Here is a 17,354-nt window from a genome sequence, read left to right on the forward strand (position 1 = left end):
AGATTCTGGAGCGGATGCTCGCCGATTGCTCTGCCGGCGACATCGCCATCTTCATGTCCAACGGTCCGTTCGACGGCTTGAAAAACCGTTTTCTGGAAGCGTTGCGTGGCCGCGGCACTTCCTAGCTGGGTTTGTCACGGCCCACAACAATCCTGATGCAGCTGACCTCTTCACCGTTCCTGATTAGCGCCTGGCGCGGCCAGTTTCTCCCCTGGGGAGAAACCGTGTTTCGGGCGAGGATGGGTCAGCGTGGCGAGGGCGGAAGGCTCTGCTCGATAGAATCTGGTGGCAATTCAAGAATCTTTAGTAGTGGGCCGCCCTCCGGAATTCGTCCTTTAGCGATCAGTTCGTCCCAGAGGTGCGCCGGCGAGGTGCTGAAGACCGCGTCTGCGTTCACCGGGACCTCAAACCAGGAACCCCGCGCCTTTTCGTCGTGCAGTTGGTCGATGCTCCATTGCGAGTAGCCCTGGAAGACGCGGACGCTCTCCTTGTCTAGATGCGGGTCCTTTAAAATCGCGGCGATGTCCTTGGGATCGACACTCAGGTATAGGTTGCCGAACACGTGGTGGTCGTCCTGGTTCGGGCTTGAAGTGCGCCGCACCATGAGCGTCGCGTCCAGCTCCACGGGACCGCCGAAATAAATCACATCCGCCGCGTTCGGGAGGTCGACCGAGTTGGGGAACGCTTTCTTGACGCCTATCGTGGTCGGTTTGTTGATAATTACCCCTTCTACCAGCTGAGGCATTATCTCGGGTGGGAGCATCAGAATGACCGATTGGTCGAAAAGGGGATCGCCCAACTCGGGCCTGGCCACCAGGAAGTTGGGCTCATCGGCGGATGCGGTCCCCGCCGACAGGGCAACCACCATAACCGCGATTGCCAGCAAGATTCTCGGCCGTTTCACGGAGGCCACGATATTTTGGACTTGAGTCATCGGCACAACCGAGGCCGACACATAGCTAGTAGCCGAGGAGCGGATCCACCACATTTAGCAGTTGGGTTCCCGCGGTAAAGCGCCGCAGGTTCTCGGCGAACAATTCGCACGCCTTCTCCATATAGCCGCGGTTGGCTCCCGACATATGGGGGGTAAGGATGACGTTTTCCAAATCCCACAGGGGACTGGAGGCTTCCAGCGGCTCATGCTCGAACACGTCAAGGCCGGCGCCGCCGATTTTTCCGCCGCGCAGGGCTTCGATCATGGCCTGCTCGTCGATCACTTCTCCGCGTCCAATATTCACAATGTATGCGCCGGGCCTCATCGCGGCGATTTCCTTTGCCCCGACAAACTTGCGAGTCGCGGGGGTGAGCGGCAGGGTCACCGTCAGGTAGTCGCTCTCCTCCATGATCGCCTGACATTGGTCGGGTCCGAAGAACTTGCGGGGAAGCTTTCCTTCAGGGTCCCCGAGGCCTGCGGGGCACCATCCCCGGTCGCGGCGGTCCCCCGGGTTTCGCTTCAGCGCCAGCACCTGCATTCCCAGCGCGTCAGCGAGCCGCGCGGTCTCGCGGCCGATCGAGCCGTAGCCGATAACGCCCAGGGTCTTTCCGCGCATCTCCTCGATGGTGTCCATGAAACCGGTGCGGCGATGCCATTCGTGGCGAAGCTGCGCTCTGATCATAACATGAAGCTGGTGCGCGTAAGCGAGCATCGAGGCTATCGTGTATTCCGAGATGGCAGTGGCGTGAATGCCACTTGAGGTGGTTACGGGAACTTTCCCGTTCTTGCCGATCCACGACGAAACGTGGTCCGCGCCCGCGCTTAGCAGCTGAATCCATCTGAGACCGGGCGCGCGCTCCAGCAAGTCGTCCGGCACGCGAAAACCGAGCATCACGTCGCATCCGCCAGCCACCAGCGCCCGAACGTCTTGGTTGGTCCGGCAGACGCGGTCGGAGATTTCGGCCCGTGGGGCGGCCTGCTGAACCACTTCTCGCAGTTCAGGCGTGAGCGGGATGGTGGCGATGATTTTCATAGCGGCTACAAGGCAATCTCGCATGCCGGTGGCGCTGGCTTCAAGCAGCTAACGCGGCCATTGAGCACAGGCGCCCGCAGGCTTATGATCGTGGCGCTCCGAGAGCGGCAAAGGCGCATAGATGAACCGGCTTAATATTTTTGCAGCGATCGTGTTTTCCGCAGCCTTGTTGATCGCGTCCTACTCCGGAGCGCAAAGCATCAATTCAAATTCCCAGGTTCAATCGCCGCCGCAGGGTCAAGAGCTGAATCAACCGGCGCCGCAAGGCGAAGAGAACGACTCCACGCTGGAACTGGCTCCACAGCCTGGGGCGCAAAAGCCGGGGGTCGAGGAAATTCCGGGTCCCCGCAGCTTTCATCCGAACAGCGATACCTCGTCGCTAAACCCCAATTTCAATCCCAACACTGAGAACGGCGATTCGTCACGCCTTTCCCGTCACGGACGCCCCTACCTTGGCGTCGAAGTCCAGTGGGCGAGCGAGTGCTTCAAGGGCGCCGAAGAGTATGGGCTAAAAGTAACCAAGGTAGATCCGCAAAGCCCCGCGGCAGTAGCCGGGCTCCAGGCGGGACATGAAATCAGTCCGGCGGGCGCCGCGGCGATAACCCTCACTGGATTGATCCCGTTGGCAACCCCTCTCCTGGGCCATTTCCTCAACAAGCCGGGGGCCATAGGGAACGACGGCGACCTTATCATCGCGGTGGACGATCAACGGATTCGCAATCAGCAGGACCTTGACGACAAAATGGCTCAGCTCAAGCCTGGCGATACGCTCTATATGACCGTGATCCGGCCGAACGGAGATGGCAGCCATAAGACCCTTAAGATCGCCGTGCGTGTGGGCGAATGGGGCCAGCCAGTCGCGAACGCAGATCCTGCATCGAACGGCGCCGCACCGCAGTAGAGAGTCCGCGCAGCATACAATCGGGCAGTCAACTCTCGCCAAGCTGCGCGGGAGTCTGCTTTTACTCAGTCAGCGGGGTCAGAAGGTTTGGGCGGGCTCTTCCGCGCACCCTGCGCAGAGCTGTGTCGTTAAACACAAGGGAAACCAGACCACCTGGACTCCCCTCGTAATGAGAGTGGTGCCTAACTTCGACACAAACTCGCTCACGGAGTCTAAAACGGCCAAGTGGCCTCACCGCGAATGCTTCAGACCTATGAGGTAGCCCCGATGCTGACGACCGCCAAAGAGTTCTTGCAGCAGGTGTTTCGCGATTTCTCGCAAGACGAATGCCCATCGATGGCCGCGGCTCTTGCATATGCCACGCTGTTCGCGCTGCCTTCCCTGTTGCTGATCGTGATTTTCATAGCTGGACTTGTTCTTGGTCCAAAGGCTGCGAACGGCGAGATCGAGAAAAGCTTAAGCGGTGCGATGGGTCCTCAGGCGGCGGCGCAAATCCAGACGATGGTCAGCAGCCTGGCTCAGAACCGAACCGGGGGGATCATCGCAACGGTCCTCGGATTGGTCGGTCTGATAGTTTCAGCAACGGGAGTGCTGATACAGCTTCAGCAATGCCTCAACAAAGCCTGGAAGGTAAAGGTGGTCGGTTCCGGTCTGCGATACTTTGCGATGCAACGTATGCGCTCCGGACTTCTGCTCGTGGGCGCCGGGATACTGGCGATCGTTTCGCTAGCAGCGAGTTCCGCGATTGCGGTGCTGACCAGGGAGCTACCGTTTCCAGGCGCCACTCACGCCGGCGAGATGCTGACCTCCATGGCGATGTTTGCGATCATGTTCGCCGCCATCCTCAAGGTGATGCCAGACGTCCAACTGCGGTGGAGTGATGTGTGGGTGGGAGGACTGTTCATCGCGCTGCTCTTCGTGATCGGGAAATTCTTGATCGCGATTTACATGGCGCACGCTGGGAAGGCCAGCGCGTATGGTGCCGCGGGGTCGCTCGCGCTGATTCTGATGTGGACCTACTATTCCGCGCTTATCTTTCTGCTCGGCGTCGAGTTGACCCAGGTCTGGGTACGCCGCGGCGGCCGCGAGGTCCCACCAAAACTCGGCGCGGTTCGCACGGCGTCGGCCTGAACAAGCACCGGCTTCTGAAAGAAACCTTGGTCCGTTGAGCTGCTCGACGAACGCGCCATATCGCTTCGCCTAATCCGCTTAACAACCGGCACAGATCTCCATTGTGCAGCAAGAATCGCCTCTCCGGTACGGCTCGCGCGAGCGGTTCGCAAGCGCCAAAGCTTCTTACCAACCGCAGTACCGAAATGAGCTTTCCTTCAACTCGCGATTGATTCTTTGCTAGTGTTCCAGCGTCGACCGCCCATCACGCGCTCCTTCGCGCGCAGTGGGAAGGCCGTGGTGCGTTTGCCGAGTTAGAAATCGTGTACAGGAGCATTAAAGAGGCAGCCAGCGAGCTTGATGCGCGGATCCGTGCGGGGCGCGACCGTCGTTTCCCGGTAATGGGCCTCAAGGGTGCAGCCGGAGCTTTGATGCTGCGCGAGACCGTGCTCAGGCTTGAACGGCCGCTGGTCGCGATTGCGCCGCGTGCGAATGAGGCCGAGGCGCTGGCTCACGAGCTCAAGTATTTCTTGGGCCAGTCAGAGGACTCTGATGCCGGGTCGAACCGCATCCATCATCTGCCGGCCTGGGAGATTAGACCGTTTGCGCACGTCTCGCCGCCGTCCGACATCCAGGGAGCGCAGGTCGCCGCCCTTTATTCGATGCTCCGCCAGCCCGCGCCGGTTGTGATCTCCTCGGTCGAGGCGCTGATGATGCGCACCATTCCGCGCGCGATTCTGAACGATTCGATAGTTCGGGTGTCGGTCGGCGATCGGCTTGATCTCGAGACTCTGATCGATGCGCTCACGACCGCCGGCTATCAACGGATCCCGCAAGCCGAGGAACCCGGAGACTTCAGCGTGCGCGGCGGAATCGTCGACGTATTCTCTCCCCTGCTCAGCGCACCGGTGCGGATCGAAATGGAGGACGACCGGGTGACGTCAATCCGTCGCTTTGAACCAGCCTCTCAGCGTTCCGCCGGCGCGATCCAGGAAGCAGCAATCGTGCGTACCCGGTTTGTCGCCTCGTCGTCTTTAAGGGTTACTCGCGTCGGTGCGGCCGTCGCAGTACGCGCGGCCGACCTGGGGATGGTTCGCAAGGAGGTCGCGGAACTGGAAGAGACATTGGCGAACGGATTGCTCTTTCCAGGGGTGGAACTGCTGATGCCGTACCTGTTCCAGGCGCCGCTGGAACCGATCTTCAACTACGTTCCAGACGACGCGATTTGGTGGCTGCTCGATCCGGGACGGCTCGTCGCAGAAGCGCAGAAGTATAGCGAGAAAATTGCAGCCGAAGCTGCCGCCTCCGCCGAAAAGCATTCATTCCATCCGGATCCGGCGTCCTTGTATGTGGGCGCCGACGAATTCGAGAACGCGCTGGCCAACCAGGTGGCCGTGGAAGTCGGATCGCTCATCACCGTGAGCGCGCCCCGGGAGGGGTGGGCCGAGCCAGTTGAGGTACGGTCGCAAGCGAGCCTGCGGCTCTCGTCGTCGGAGCTGTCCGGCGCCCGTGCGGTGCCGAGTTTCGAACCGCTCGCCGACCAGCTTAAGGAAGTGCAGCGGCAGCAGGGCAGGGCCCTGATGATCGTCGAGGGACCCCATCAGGTGGCGCGCCTCAAGCGGCACCTGGAGGCGTACGATCTCGAAATCAACACCGAGTGCAGAAGTTTTGCCCAATTGCTCGAGTGGCCGGATTTCAGGCCGGCGATCATGGAGGGGGAGATTTCGGCCGGGGTGGCACTGGAGGCCGACGGAATCTATCTATACAGCGAAGAGGAATTGTTCGGAGAGCCCCGGGTCCGCCGCCGCACGCGTCCGACCGCGAAGGGCGCTATTCTGGATCTGGAAGAACTCAAGCCCGAAGACCTGGTCGTGCACATCGACCACGGCATCGGACGCTTTCGTGGCCTCAAGCACCTGCGAGTCGCGGACATCGAGGGCGACTTTCTCAATCTGGAGTATGCCGCGAACGACACGATGTACGTACCGGTCGAGCGCATCAACCTCGTGCAGCGGTATATCGGCGGCGATGGTGAAGCACCCAAGCTGGATCGGCTGGGAAGCGGTTCGTGGGACAAGGTAAAGCAACGGACGCGCAAGGCGGTGCTGGCAATGGCCTCGGAACTGCTGGAGGTCTATGCGGCGCGTGAAGTGCTAGAGGCAAGTCCCTTCACCATTCCCGGCGAATACCAGGAGTTCGTCGACCGCTTCGAATTCGAGGAGACTGCCGATCAGCAGTCCGCGATTGACGATGTGGTCCACGACCTGACTCGGACTAAGCCGATGGACCGGCTCATTTGCGGCGATGCGGGTTTCGGCAAGACTGAGGTCGCGCTGCGCGCCGCGTTTATCGCCGCGATGGATGCACGGCAGATCGCGGTGCTGGTGCCGACCACGGTGCTCGCGGAGCAGCACTTGAACACCTTTCGCAAGCGCTTTGTCGAGTATCCGTTGCGGATCGAGATGGTGTCGCGTTTCCGCAGCCCCAAAGAAAATCGCCAGGTGGTCGAAGACCTTGCTGCCGGCAAAGTGGACATTGTGATTGGGACGCATCGCCTGCTGCAGGAGGGGGTGAATTTTCCGCGGCTGGGGTTGCTCATCATCGACGAAGAGCATCGCTTCGGAGTGGTGGACAAGGAACGCATTAAGAAACTGCGCAAGCTGGTTGCTGTGCTGACGCTGACCGCGACGCCGATACCCCGGACGCTGCACATGGCGATGCTCGGGATGCGCGATCTTTCCGTCATCCAGACCGCGCCGCCCGACCGTCAGCAGATACGAACCTTCGTTGCGCACTTTGATGACGCCCTGATTCGCGAAGTGGTGTTGCGCGAATTAAACCGGCGCGGACAGGTCTTCTTCGTGCACAATAGGGTGGAAAATATCGACTATATTGCGCGCCATCTGCGGACCCTGATCCCGGAGGCGAAAATCGCGGTGGCACACGGACAGATGAAGGAGCGCCAGCTCGAAGACGTGATGCGCGAATTCGTCGACAACCGGGTAAACCTGCTGGTCTGTTCGGCGATAATCGAGTCCGGCCTGGACATTCCGAACGCCAATACGATGATCGTCAATCGCGCCGATCATTTCGGGCTGGCGCAGCTTTACCAGTTGCGCGGACGCGTCGGCCGCTCGCGCCAGAAGGCCTACGCCTATCTCCTCATTCCGGGCGAACACATCATCACTCGCGATGCCAAGCGGCGCATCGATGCGCTCCGCGAGCTCGTCGAGGCGGAGGCTGGCAGCGGCTTCAAGCTGGCGATGGCCGATCTTGAGCATCGGGGCGCTGGCAATTTGCTAGGACGCGAACAATCGGGCGAGATCGCGGCGGTGGGGTTCGAGCTGTACACCGAGATGATGGAGCAGGCGATTGCCCAGTTGCGCGGGGAAGAGCGGCGGCCCGACTTCGAACCGGAACTGAAACTGGGCATTCCCGCGTACATCCCCGATGCGTATGTCCCGGACGAGAACGAGCGGCTGGTGCTCTATCGACGATTTGGCCGTGCCAATACCGAGCAGGATTTGTTCGACCTCCGCGACGAGATCCGCGATCGTTTCGGTCCGGTCCCGACGCTGGTTGAAAACCTGGTGGCGGCCATGAATCTGCGCCGCCGCATGAAGGAGCAGATGATCCTGACTGCGATCGTCAAGGGCACGCAGCTTGAGGTCAGGTTTCATCCCGATGCCCCGGTCGAACCCGCGAAACTTGTCGCCCTGGCCAAGGAAAACCGGCGCACCATGAAATTAACGCCCTCGTACCAGGTTATCGCGAGGATTGAAGCAGGCGAGTACCCGCAGGTATTTGCCCAGGTCGACGGTATCTTGCAGGCCTTGGCCACCTGTGAAAAGTTGGAGCATCCGATGACGAGTGTGGCGAGTCCTATAATTAACTAGCGCCGTTCCGGTCTGGGGCGAGTGCCGTTTGAACCATGCAGCAGTTTCGCGTTTTCGGTTTAGGAAATCCGCCTGCCGTTGATTGAGCAGTGTCCGACGGTATGGCGAAGCCCGCAAGCAAAAGCCCAAAAACGATGCGCGCGATTCCCCTCCTTGGAGCCGCATCCGTGGCCGCGATCCTCCTGTCACAGGTAGCCGGATGCTCTGCGCTATCCTCGCTCCAGGGCAAGAGCAAGCCGGCGGCTCAGGCGAGCGTGGCGGCCCAGTCCAGCCCGGCGACCCAGTCCAGCCCGGCGACCCAGTCCAGCCCCGCCAGCGCGGCGAGTCCCTCGACGCAGGCCACCCCGGCGGCCCTGGCAACCGAGGCGGCGATTCCACCAGATGCACTCATCGCTCAGCCGCCACGCCCACAGGGACCTCACCAAACCGTGGCGCATATCGTGGCGAGCGTCGACGGGGAACCGATCACCGCCCGCGACGTCGAGCAATTCAGTACTGCCGTGGGACATCCGGTCAACGCCGAGGACATCGCTGACGATCCAGCAGCGAAGGCCGCACTCAAGGCGCTGATATCGCAGAAACTGTTGGAAAAAGAGATCGACCAATACTCCAGCAAGGTCGACGAGGAGCAGATCGACAACTACATCGAGGTGGTGCGGCGCGATAAGCATATGACTCCCGAACAGTTCAAGGCCGCAGTGGCGCAGAGCGGCATGAGCATGGAGGATTTCCGCAAGCACGCGCGCGAAGAGCTGGAGAAGGAGATGATGATCCGCCAACAAGTTCGCCAGCGTGTCGAGATTCCCAACGCGGACATCCAGGCCTACTACGACGAGCACAAGGCGGATTTTACGGTGGCCAGCGAGAAGTTGAGGGTCGCGCAAATTCTGATCGGGGTCCCGCAAAATGCAACCCCGCAACAGATTGCCGCGCTGCAGGCAAAGGCCGACAAGATTCGCGCTGCGGCGGCGGGGGGAGCGGACTTCGCCGTGCTGGCGAAAAAATATTCCGACGACGAGTCCCGCAACAACGGTGGCGAACTCGGATGGTTCGGACCACAGGACATTCTCGAGCAGATCTACGCAGCAGTGAAAAACCTCAAACCCGGAGACGTCTCGCAGCTGGTCCGCACCAGCCATGGGTTTCATATCCTGAAGCTCGAGGAACATCAGGTTGCCGGCCTGCAGCCGCTCGCCGAGGTCAAGGAGCAAATCCGCAATCAGCTCATCAATCAGCGAGCGAACGTGGAGCTGGAGAACTGGGTCGAGACCGACCTCACCAAGCAGCACGACGTCGAGACGTTCTACTAGACGCATGGCAAACCGCCGAAAGGCGCCGCCCCAGATTGCGATAAGCATGGGCGATCCGGCGGGCGTTGGCGCCGAGGTCATCCTCAAGTCGGCGGCCGTGCTCGCGCGCCGCCGCCGTGCGCCCTCGCTGATCGTAATAGGCGACTTGAAGGTCATGCTCGAGACCGCGCGCTGTCTCAAGCGAGTGCCCACACCCAGGCCATGGACGCCTGCGGCTCCGCCCGTCGGACTCGAACGCGGGCTCAGCGTGCTGGCAGCCAGCGAGCTTCCGCGGCTGGCGCGGCGCCCAGGGCATCCAACCGTCGCGGGTGGGGAGGCATCGTTTCAATACGTTATGCGCGGGGCGCGCATGGCGATGAGTGGAGAGGTCGACGCTTTGGTCACCGCACCCATCAGCAAGCAGGGCTGGCACCGCGCCGGACACGAATACCCCGGGCATTCGGAACTGGTCGCCGAAGTTGGACGGGCGCGGGCGTGGCGCATGATGTTCGCCGGCGCGCAGCTCAAGCTGGTGCTGGTAACCGTGCACATCGGTGTTCGCGAGGTCAGTTCGAAACTGACCCGCGGCACGGTGCTCGAGACAATTCGCCTCCTGCACCACCACCTGCGCGAAGGCGGGAGCAGGTCCCGGCCGCGAATCGGGGTGCTTGGGTTTAATCCACACGCGGGCGAGCAGGGACTCTTCGGCGATGAGGAAATCCGTGCGATCAGCCCCGCGATAAAGGCGGCGCGGCACTCCGGAATCGATGCCTTCGGGCCGCTGGCACCCGACACCGCATTCGTCCGCACCAACGGCCGCTTCAACTTCGATGCGGTGGTGGCAATGTATCACGACCAGGGCTTGATTCCGCTGAAGACTCTGGAGTTTGATCGCGCGGTGAACGTGACGCTGGGTCTGCCATTCATCCGGACCTGCCCGGATCACGGAACCGCATTCGATATTGCGGGCCTCGGGCGCGCCAATCCGGCTAGCATGATAGCGGCCATCGAGTACGCGTCGCGGGCGGTAGACTCGCGCGCCGCTCAGCGGGCAGCATAGTGGGTCATGGCGGACAAGATCGTCATCAAGGGCGCCCGCGAGCACAATCTCAAGGATATCGACCTGGAGATTCCGCGCGACCGTCTGGTGGTGATCACGGGTCTCAGCGGCTCGGGCAAGTCCTCGCTCGCGTTTGACACGATTTACGCCGAAGGGCAGCGGCGCTATGTCGAGTCGCTGTCCGCGTACGCACGCCAGTTCCTCGAGCAGATGGAGAAGCCCGACGTCGACTCGATCGAGGGGCTCTCGCCGGCCATCTCGATCGAGCAGAAGACCACCTCGCACAACCCGCGTTCGACCGTCGGCACCATCACCGAGATCTACGACTACCTGCGGTTGCTGTTCGCCAGGGTGGGGCATGCATTCTGCTACAACTGCGGACGGGAAATCACCCAGCAGAGCGTGCAGCAGATCGGAGATCGCATCATGTCGTGGCCCGAGGGTTCGCGCCTCCACGTGCTTGCACCCATCGTACGCGACCGCAAGGGCGAGTATCGCAAGGAACTGGCGGATCTGCGCCGAGCCGGCTTCGTACGCGCGAAAATCGACGGCAAGCTCTACGAGTTGGGCGAGGAGCCGGTCCTTAACAAGAACCAGCGCCATACTATTGAAGTGCTGGTCGATCGGCTGGCGATTCGCCCGGGCATCGAAAAACGGCTCAGTGACTCGCTCGAAGTCGCGTTCAAGTACGGCCAGGACCTGCTCAAGATCGAGCGGCTCGATGAGAAGAAGGGAGACGAGGCAATTTACTTCAGCCAGCGCTTTGCCTGCGTCGAGTGCGGCATTTCCTACCCTGAGATTACGCCGCGAATGTTCTCGTTCAACAGCCCGCACGGCGCTTGCACCGAGTGCTCGGGCATCGGCTCGATCATGTATTTCGATCCGGAGCTGGTCGTGCAAGACGAAGACCTGAGCATCTCGGACGGCGCCATCGCGCCATGGGCGACCATCAACTACATGCAGCCGGTTCTCGACGGCATCGCGGCGCACTACAAGTTCAGTCTCGACCAGCCCTGGAAGACGATTCCCGCGAAGGTGCGCAAGGCGATTCTGAGCGGCTCGGGCGAAGAGGAAATCGAGTTCGCGTACCAGCGCGGACACCATCGCGCCGAGTACGCGAAAACCTTCGAAGGCGTGCTGCAGTGGCTCGATCGGCGCTACAAGGAGACCGAGTCCGAAGGGGTGCGCGAGTGGCTCGAAGCGTACATGAACATGCGGCCGTGCCCCTCGTGTGCCGGCGCACGCCTCAAGAAGGAGAGTCTCTTCGTCCGATTCAACGCGAAATCGATCTCTGAAGTGACCGCGATGTCGATAAAGCAAGCGCTGCAGTTCTTTGCGGCGCCGAAACTGAGCGCGCAGGAAACCGAAATTGGAAGACTGATCTTAAAGGAAATCCGCGAGCGGCTTAATTTTCTTGCCGATGTTGGGTTGGACTACCTGACCCTCGAGCGCACCGCCGGCACGCTGTCAGGCGGTGAGGGGCAGCGTATTCGCCTGGCCACGCAGATCGGGTCCAGCCTGGTCGGTGTTCTCTACATCCTCGACGAGCCGTCCATCGGGCTTCATCAAAGAGACAACCAGCGGTTGCTCGCGACGCTGAAACGCCTGAGAGATTTGGGCAATACGGTCCTGGTGGTAGAGCACGATCGCGAGACCATGCTCGAAGCGGATCATATCGTCGACATGGGACCGGGTGCCGGGGCGCAAGGCGGCTACCTGGTTGCGCAGGGCACGCCCGCGCAAATCATGAAGAACTCGGCTTCGCTGACCGGCAAATATCTTTCCGGCGAAATGGAGCTCGAAATTCCCGCGCGCCGACGTCAAATGCCGGGCCGCTGGCTGACCGTCAAGGGTGCGCGGGCAAATAATCTGCGCGACTTGACCGTGCAGTTTCCGCTCGGCGTCTTCACCTGCATTACCGGGGTGTCGGGGTCCGGCAAATCAACCCTGGTTCTCGACACCGTCTATCGCGCGCTGGCGCAGAAGCTTAATCGATCGCGCGAGCACGCAGGGGCCTACAAGAGCATGGATGGAGTCGAGCACCTCGACAAGGTGATCCATGTCGACCAGAGCCCGATCGGGCGGACCCCGCGATCGAATCCCGCGACCTATACGGGCCTGTTCACGCACATTCGTGAGCTGTTCGCGCAACTGCCCGACGCGCGCATGCGCGGTTATGGTCCCGGACGGTTTTCCTTCAACGTGAAGGGCGGAAGATGCGAGGCCTGCGAGGGCGACGGCATCATCCGCATCGAGATGCATTTTCTGCCCGACGTTTATGTGACCTGCGAGGTCTGCGGCGGTCGGCGCTACAATCGCGACACGCTCGAGATTCAGTACAAGGGACGCAACATCGCGGATGTTCTCAATATGACCGTGGCGGAGGCAGTCGAGTTCATGGGTTCGGTCCCGCCGATTCGGCAGAAGCTGGAGACGCTGCGCGACGTGGGCCTCGACTACATCCATCTCGGGCAGTCGGCCACCACCCTCTCGGGCGGCGAAGCGCAGCGAATCAAATTGGCCAAGGAACTTTCGCGGCGTGCCACGGGCAGGACTCTTTACATCTTGGACGAGCCAACCACCGGGCTGCACTTCGATGATATCAAGCGGCTGCTGGCGGTGCTCGGACGGCTGGCCGATTCCGGCAACACGATCGTCGTCATCGAGCACAATCTCGATGTGATCAAAACCGCGGACTACGTGATTGACTTGGGTCCCGAAGGGGGCGACCGCGGCGGCACCCTGGTCGCCAAGGGCACGCCGGAGGAAGTCGCCGCGGCGACTGCCTCTTACACCGGTCAATTTCTACGCGAAGTCCTGCGTCAGCGCGCGGCCGCATAACCGATCCACGGCGAGCGCGGGGACTCCAATGAGGCAAGTCGGGCTGGTGGCGCTGACCGCCCTGGTGGGGTTGCTTTCGGGGTGCAGCAGCGGCGTTCAGCTCAATTCCACGCCGCTGGACCCAGCTCCAAAGACCGCGCGGATTCAGGACCTCTCGATGGCCATCGCGCGTTCGCCACGCGATCCGAAGTTCTACGTGGAACGGGCGCAGGCATATGAGGCCAACGGCCAGTACAAGACCGCGCTGGCCGATCTCGGCGAAGCCATGACGCTGCGCCCCGACAGCGCGAAGTATAGATATCTGCGCGGCATCGCCTATGCCTATGCGGGCGACGAACAGGCAGCCAAGCAGGACTTTGCGCGCGCCGAGGCGATGGAGCCCGATTCTGCGGAAAGCTACAACGCTCGCGCGTGGCTGATGGCGACTGCGCCGGATCCACAGATGCGTGATGGAAAAAAGGCCGTCGAGTCTGCGACCCGGGCCTGCGAAATGACCAATTGGAACGATCCCGACATGCTCGGAACGCTGGCCGCAGCCTACGCGGAGACCGGTGACTTCGCAGACGCGATCAAGTGGCAACGGAAAGCGTTGGACCTCACCTCACCTACGCTGTTGGTGACTCTCAACGAACGGCAGGCACGGCTCGCCCTCTACCAGAACCATCGTCCATGGCGTCCCGCTCCCCCGAATCATCCGCTGACTCCGTCATAAACGATGTGACCATCGGCGATTCGGGCGAACGGCGTCATGTCGTGTTGGCGCAATTTGCCATCGGGCATGATGTGATCGACCTGCCATCCGCGTAGCACCAGATAGTCGGAGACGATTCTCCGGTGGCATCGCCACCACAATCCTTCCGAACACATGTAGGCGGTGCGCGTGGCCCGGGCCGTGGGGGCGGTGAGTTCCTCGAGACCGGCGGCGAATTCTGTAGATTCGGTGTAGTCGGCGTACGAACGAAAGGCCGGATGGGTCCACCCGGTGTGCGGCGAATCTTCCCGCCGGCCGTGCCGCCTTCCGCCGAGCCGTTTCAGCCATTGATATTGAATGCCCGCCCGCAGGAGTGATTGAGAAAGCTCTGCCTGATTGAACTGAGGCCATTTGCGAGAGGAGGGGAAGGATCGCACGTCTGCGACCAGCACGATCTGGTGTTCACCGAGCAGCCCGAGGAAACGCTCGATCGGATGGGTCGAGTGACCGACGGTGAAGATGCGCAGCGGCGATTGGTTCACTCGGGAGCTTATCTCACAGGATCGTCGTTGGGGTTCCGGAAACGGACGAGCCACCCGCCGCACCAATTCCGCGCCGGGAAAAAAGGATACTGAGCGGGCCGCAGTGCCACTCGGACCCGAAGCTTCGGACGGCGCTTAGCGCCTACTTGCCGCCGCCGGCTCCCGCGGCGGTCTGGTTCAGCATCGCGGTGTTGATCGCCGCGTCATGCTGGTTCGCCACCACCACCAGCAGAGCATCGTCGGGGTGCAGATATTTGCGCGCCACCTCGAGCACATCCTGTTTGGTAACCGACTCAATCAGCTTGGGGTAGTGCTCGGCGTAATCGAGCCCCAGGCCGTACAGCTCCACCTGCAGCATGAATCCCGCGATCTGTTCCTGGCGATCGATCTTTAGAGGAAAGCTCCCGACCAGGAATTTGCGCGCATTATCCAGCTCCGCGTCGGAAACCGGGCTCTCCTGCATTTGCCGCATCTGCTGCAACACCATCTTGATCGCCTCGTTGGCACTCTGGTTTTTGGTCTGCAGCACCACCGCGAACGGCCCTGGAAATTTGCGCGCATCGAAAATGCTGGATACATGGTAGGCGAGGCCCGCCTTGCTCCGGACGGTTTTCATGAGGCGCGAGGCGAACACCCCACCCCCGAGAATGTAATTCATTACTTGAATTTTGTAGTAGTCGGGGTTCGAGCGAGCGATCCCGACGAACCCGAGCATCACGTTTGCCTGCTGGACGTTGCGGTCGATGAGCTTGATGTCGAGCCCCGGGGCTAGCGCGGAGACAGTGGGTTGCGGCTGGGCCTCAACCGCGCCGCCGGGCCCCGGCAGACTCTTCTCAAGCAAAGCTTTAACTTCGTTTGCGTCGACGTCCCCCGCGACCCCGATAACCGCGCTCCCGAGCTTGTAATAGTCACGGTAAAAATTGCGCACGTCGTCGCCATTCAGCTTGGCAACCGAGTCGGACGTCCCGGTCGTCGGATAGCCATAGGGCGTGTCGCCGAACAGACTCTTTGCGAACGCAACCGCGGCGATGTAGCCGGGCTCTTCTTCGGCGGCTTTGATTCCCGCGACCTGCTCGGCGCGTTTGCGATCTATGTCGGCATCACGAAGTCCGGGGCTGGATAGGATTGCGGCCAGCAGTCCGAGGGTGTCCTTTTCGTACTTCTTCAGTGCCGTGAACCCGGCGGTGGCATAGTCGTGCTCGGCGTCCACGAACAGCGAGCTGCCCATGAAATCGACCTTCTCATCGAAGGCCGTAGCGCTTAGCTCCCGCGTTCCCTGGTTCACGCATCGCGCGGTAAGCATGGCAAGCCCGGCTTTGCCCGAGGGATCATGCCGGGAACCCGCATCGAGCGCGATTTCCACGGTGACCATCGGAAGCTCATGGTTTTCCGAAACCAGCAGGGTCGCGCCGTTGGCGAGCGTCATCCGCTTGATCTCGAGCGCGTACGCGGGCCTCGTGCCCGCGGCTCCCGCCAGCATCAGGCAGCTTGCGAGGATGCTCTTGAGAATCCAGTTCCTGCGCCGGATCATCGCGCCACCTCGTCCGCCGTCAGATCGATGTGGCGCACCTGCCCGCCGCTCGGACCGCCGCCCATGGCGCCCTTGGGAAGCACCCCGGTGGGAACCAGCACGCCAGTCGTACGGTTGTCGCTGACCAGGTATTTGCGCGCTACGCGTTGCACGTCGGCCGCGGTGACCTTGTCGATACCGGGCAGGTAGGCATCCACCTGCCTGTAGTCACCGAGCATCTCGTAAATGCCAAGCAACATCGCTTGACGAAAAACCGAATCCTGTCCGAAAACGAATTGCGCCGCTTCCAGATTCTTCGCCTTCTGCAGCTCATCGGCGCTCACCGGGTGGTCGCGGAGTTCGGCAATCTCCTTGTCGACTTCCGCCAAAGCGTCCTCGGTTTTGACGCCGGGACGCATCTGGGCGGCGAACATGAAGAGGTTGGGGTCGAAGGAGGTCATGTCGAAACCGGCGTTGATTTCGATCACCATGCGCTTTTCCATGACCAGCCGCCGGTAAAGCCGCGCGCTTTTGCCATCGGCGAGCACTTCGCCCGCCACTTCCAGCGCGAAGGCGTCGCTGCCCACTTTGAGGTTAGGCACATGAAAACCTTCTTCAAATGCGGGCAGGTCGGCGGCGTGAAGCAGCTCAATCCTCCGCTCACCTCGCTGCTCCGGCTCGACGATTGGCATCGGCGGCGGCTTGGGTCCATTCTTGATTGCGGAAAAGGCCTCTTCGATTTGCTTCATGACCTGGTCGGCCTTGAAATCACCCACCGTCACGATCACCGCGTTCTGCGGCGAGTAGTAGATGCTGTGGTAGGCATAAACGTCGTCGAGGGTTAGACGCCGAATATCCTGCATCCATCCGATCACCGGCCAGTGGTAGGGATGCTCGACAAAAGCCGCCGCACGGGTCTGTTCGTCGAGCGCGTCTTCGGGCTTGTCCTCGGTCGACATCCGGCGTTCTTCCATCACCACCGCGCGCTCGGACTCGAACCCCTGGGGCGCGAAATTCGCCATCCGATCCGCCTCCAGCGAGATGGGCACATCGAGGTGATCCTTGTTGATGTTCACGAAATAGTTGGTGTAGTCGGAGGTGGTGAAGGCGTTGTCCATCCCGCCGTTTTCCTGAATGATGTTGGAGAACTCCTCGGGCCCGTATTTCTTGGTGCCGCGGAACATCAGATGTTCAAGCAGATGCGAGATACCGGTCCTGCCGAACTGCTCGTTGCGAGAACCCACATGGTAGAAGACGCTGAAGGTCGCAACCGGAGCCTTGTGATTTTCCAGCACCAGCACCCGAAGGCCGTTGGATAGGGTCTTGGACTTGACCGCGTCGGCCATGCCGGCGCGGGCGAGGCTCGCAGTCAGGGTGGAAAACAATAAAGCGGCCGCGATCGCTGCGGCCGCCCGACAGCTAATAGGCGATAAGATGGTACTCATGGCAACAAACCATCTAATGATGCGGATTGCTTGCAAGTCAAGGAAATAACTGACGCGGCGGCCGCAGAGGCATCCTGTTCAAATTGCATCGTTGTTTCGGTC

General features: G+C 61.3%; 12 protein-coding genes. 7 read left to right on the forward strand and 5 right to left on the reverse strand.

The window, feature by feature from the left end; all coding sequences use genetic code 11:
• Positions 1-244 precede the first annotated feature (244 nt).
• On the reverse strand, positions 245-934 hold the full coding sequence (locus tag VGI36_14065; GenBank protein HEY2486272.1) for a YqgE/AlgH family protein: 690 nt from the start codon (positions 932-934) through the stop codon (positions 245-247).
• 25 nt (positions 935-959) lie between these two features.
• A complete protein-coding gene (locus VGI36_14070) occupies positions 960-1,967 on the reverse strand; it encodes a D-2-hydroxyacid dehydrogenase (protein HEY2486273.1) in 1,008 nt (335 codons plus the stop codon).
• Positions 1,968-2,088: 121 nt separating this feature from the next.
• On the opposite strand from VGI36_14070, the gene VGI36_14075 reads away from it, so the two are divergent.
• The 7 genes from VGI36_14075 (at position 2,089) to VGI36_14105 (ending at position 13,776) form a co-directional block, all read left to right on the forward strand.
• Positions 2,089-2,868 (forward strand): PDZ domain-containing protein, encoded by a 780-nt coding sequence (locus VGI36_14075; protein HEY2486274.1) that lies wholly within the window; start codon positions 2,089-2,091, stop codon positions 2,866-2,868.
• A 267-nt stretch (positions 2,869-3,135) separates the two neighbouring features.
• Positions 3,136-3,999: a YihY/virulence factor BrkB family protein gene (locus VGI36_14080; protein HEY2486275.1), complete on the forward strand. Its 864-nt coding sequence runs from the start codon at positions 3,136-3,138 to the stop codon at positions 3,997-3,999.
• A gap of 302 nt (positions 4,000-4,301) precedes the next feature.
• Entirely contained in the window at positions 4,302-7,874 is a 3,573-nt protein-coding gene (gene mfd, locus VGI36_14085; GenBank protein ID HEY2486276.1) for a transcription-repair coupling factor, read from the forward strand.
• Between the two features lie 167 nt (positions 7,875-8,041).
• Positions 8,042-9,184, forward strand: a complete 1,143-nt coding sequence (locus tag VGI36_14090; GenBank protein HEY2486277.1) for a peptidylprolyl isomerase — start codon at positions 8,042-8,044, stop codon at positions 9,182-9,184.
• Positions 9,185-9,188: 4 nt separating this feature from the next.
• The gene (gene pdxA, locus VGI36_14095) at positions 9,189-10,223 is read left to right on the forward strand and encodes a 4-hydroxythreonine-4-phosphate dehydrogenase PdxA (protein ID HEY2486278.1); all 1,035 of its coding nucleotides are present in this window, start codon (positions 9,189-9,191) and stop codon (positions 10,221-10,223) included.
• A gap of 6 nt (positions 10,224-10,229) precedes the next feature.
• Positions 10,230-13,064, forward strand: a complete 2,835-nt coding sequence (gene uvrA, locus VGI36_14100) for an excinuclease ABC subunit UvrA (protein ID HEY2486279.1) — start codon at positions 10,230-10,232, stop codon at positions 13,062-13,064.
• Positions 13,065-13,092: 28 nt separating this feature from the next.
• On the forward strand, positions 13,093-13,776 hold the full coding sequence (locus VGI36_14105; protein ID HEY2486280.1) for a tetratricopeptide repeat protein: 684 nt from the start codon (positions 13,093-13,095) through the stop codon (positions 13,774-13,776).
• Here the strand turns inward: VGI36_14105 and VGI36_14110 are convergent.
• The 3 genes from VGI36_14110 to VGI36_14120 form a co-directional block, all read right to left on the reverse strand.
• Positions 13,755-14,297 carry a DUF488 domain-containing protein gene (locus VGI36_14110; GenBank protein ID HEY2486281.1) on the reverse strand — a complete coding sequence of 181 codons (543 nt, stop codon included), beginning with the start codon at positions 14,295-14,297 and terminating at the stop codon, positions 13,755-13,757. The two genes, VGI36_14105 and VGI36_14110, sit on opposite strands and share 22 nt — an antisense overlap.
• A gap of 142 nt (positions 14,298-14,439) precedes the next feature.
• Positions 14,440-15,828: a pitrilysin family protein gene (locus VGI36_14115; protein HEY2486282.1), complete on the reverse strand. Its 1,389-nt coding sequence runs from the start codon at positions 15,826-15,828 to the stop codon at positions 14,440-14,442.
• Positions 15,825-17,252 carry a pitrilysin family protein gene (locus VGI36_14120; GenBank protein HEY2486283.1) on the reverse strand — a complete coding sequence of 476 codons (1,428 nt, stop codon included), beginning with the start codon at positions 17,250-17,252 and terminating at the stop codon, positions 15,825-15,827. The genes VGI36_14115 and VGI36_14120 overlap by 4 nt, the downstream gene beginning before the upstream one ends.
• Between the last annotated feature and the right edge of the window lie 102 nt (positions 17,253-17,354).

This window comes from Candidatus Binataceae bacterium (genome assembly GCA_036495685.1).
In the GTDB taxonomy this organism is placed as follows: domain Bacteria; phylum Desulfobacterota; class Binatia; order Binatales; family Binataceae; genus JAFAHS01.

Excerpts from the sequence above, each read along its gene's own strand:
- VGI36_14065 (HEY2486272.1), bottom strand. The coding sequence starts at position 934 with ATGACTCAAGTCCAAAATATCGTGGCCTCCGTGAAACGGCCGAGAATC.
- VGI36_14070 (HEY2486273.1), bottom strand. The coding sequence starts at position 1,967 with ATGAAAATCATCGCCACCATCCCGCTCACGCCTGAACTGCGAGAAGTG.
- VGI36_14075 (HEY2486274.1), top strand. The coding sequence starts at position 2,089 with ATGAACCGGCTTAATATTTTTGCAGCGATCGTGTTTTCCGCAGCCTTG.
- VGI36_14080 (HEY2486275.1), top strand. The coding sequence starts at position 3,136 with ATGCTGACGACCGCCAAAGAGTTCTTGCAGCAGGTGTTTCGCGATTTC.
- pdxA (HEY2486278.1), top strand. The coding sequence starts at position 9,189 with ATGGCAAACCGCCGAAAGGCGCCGCCCCAGATTGCGATAAGCATGGGC.
- uvrA (HEY2486279.1), top strand. The coding sequence starts at position 10,230 with ATGGCGGACAAGATCGTCATCAAGGGCGCCCGCGAGCACAATCTCAAG.
- VGI36_14105 (HEY2486280.1), top strand. The coding sequence starts at position 13,093 with ATGAGGCAAGTCGGGCTGGTGGCGCTGACCGCCCTGGTGGGGTTGCTT.
- VGI36_14115 (HEY2486282.1), bottom strand. The coding sequence starts at position 15,828 with ATGATCCGGCGCAGGAACTGGATTCTCAAGAGCATCCTCGCAAGCTGC.
- VGI36_14120 (HEY2486283.1), bottom strand. The coding sequence starts at position 17,252 with ATGAGTACCATCTTATCGCCTATTAGCTGTCGGGCGGCCGCAGCGATC.